The sequence below is a fragment of the Pseudonocardia sp. DxW genome, assembly GCF_058448985.1.
Genome location: NZ_JBZFLK010000065.1, coordinates 1 through 1735, shown reverse-complemented (window position 1 = coordinate 1735; position 1735 = coordinate 1). Strand labels below are relative to the sequence as shown.

Genomic DNA, 1735 nt, shown 5'->3' with positions numbered 1-1735 from the left:
GACCCGAATCCGCGAGTAGCGACGGGCCTGCCGGTGGGGAGATGACGATAGGTGCCCGCTGACCTGCGATGATCGTGTTTGCGAAGACATGATGATCGAGGTCGAGAGGACACCTATCAGGTGCGAAGAGTACGCAAGTGCCGCGGCCGTCGTACGCGGGTGCAGGTCGGCGCGCCGGACGAGTCGCTGACCAGGTTCTCCGGGCTGGCCGCGGTGACCGAGCTGTGCGAGCGGCTCGGGATGATCGACCGGCTGGATGCCGCGGTCGGCCCGATCAAGGTCCGGGACCGCGGGTTGTCCGCCGGGCAGGTGCTGGTCGGCATGGCCGCCGCACAGCTGTGCGGGGAGGACTTCCTGGTCGGGCTGGACCGCCACCGTGCCGACGCCGCGGGCCAAGCGCTGACCCCGGTTCCGGGGCTGGCCGCGACGACCGCCGCCGGCCTGGCCCGCCGGCTCACTGCGACCCAGTGGGCGGCGGTGGAGACCGGGCTCGGCGACGTGCACGCCGCCGCGCTCGACCTGCTCGGCCGGGTCGACCCGGACCGCGCCCGCGCGCTGTCGACCGACGTGACGGTCGACCTGGACACCACCGATGTCGAGGTCTACGGCCGGGGCAAGCAGGGGGTGGCGTTCAACCACCAGGGCCAACGGGTCGGCCGCCCGCACGTCGCCACCTGGGCCGACACCTCCGTGGTGCTGGCCGCCGACCTCGGTGACGGCCGCGACGACCCCCGCGCCACCAGCGCCGAGCTGCTGGGCCGGGCCCTGGCCGCGCTCCCCACCCCGGCCCGGGCGGGCCGGATCCGGGTGCGCGCCGACGCGGGCTACTTCGCCGGCCAGCTCGCCCGCGCCTGCCTGTTCACCGGGGTGGAGTTCGCCATCGGCGCCCGGCGCACCGCGCCGTTGTGGCGCATCCTCGACGGCGTCGCGGCCCACGCGTGGACCGACGCCATCGACATGCGAGCAGCGCAGGTCGCCGTCGCCGACTACTGCCCGACCTGGTGGCCCGCCGCGACTCGGCTCCTGATCCGCCGGGTCCGGCTCGACCTCCACCGCGGCCAGGTCTCCACCGACCCGCGGGCCCGGCGCCGGCGCACCCTGCACCCCGAGCAGCGGGCCCTGCCACTGGACGAGCTCACCGCGCTCGACGGTGTGTTCGCCTACTCCTTCGTCGTGACCAACCTCGACGTCTCCACCAGCGTCGCCGCGGCGCAGGTCGAGCACTGGTACCGCCACCGCACGCAGGTGGAGAACGTGTTCCGCGACTCCAAGCACGGCGCCGCGCTGCGCCACCTGCCCTCCGGCAAGCACGCGGTGAACCGGGCCTGGATGTGGGGCGCGCTGCTCGCCGCGACCAGCACCGGATGGCTGCACCACCTCACCGCCATCCACCGCGACGGGCGGCTGGTCGGACACGGTATCCGCGGCGGTCAGGCCATGATCGTCACCCTGCGCCGGCGGCTGATCGCCGTCCCCGCCCGCCTGATCCGCCACGCCCGCGGCCTCACCCTGCGCCTGTCACCCGGCGAGCACCTGCTCGCCGAGGTCCTCGCCCGCCTCCGCGCCCTCCCGAACCTGTCCTGACCAGGCCGCTCCCGGCCCCGACCAGCACCGGACCCCGCGCACCCGAGGCGGCACTCGGGCTGCCGCGCTGCTCGACAGCCGATCCGCGACCCGAACAACATCAACTTCTCGCCGTCATGATCAGCTCGGCGGCTACTCACGGATTCGGGTC

1 protein-coding gene is annotated in these 1735 nt (G+C 74.2%); it reads left to right on the top strand.

Annotated features, from left to right (window positions below):
* The first annotated feature begins 159 nt into the window (after window positions 1-159).
* Window positions 160-1584: an IS1380 family transposase gene (locus ACVJO7_RS33950; RefSeq protein WP_491676364.1), complete on the top strand. Its 1425-nt coding sequence runs from the start codon at window positions 160-162 to the stop codon at window positions 1582-1584.
* The last annotated feature ends 151 nt before the right edge of the window (window positions 1585-1735 follow it).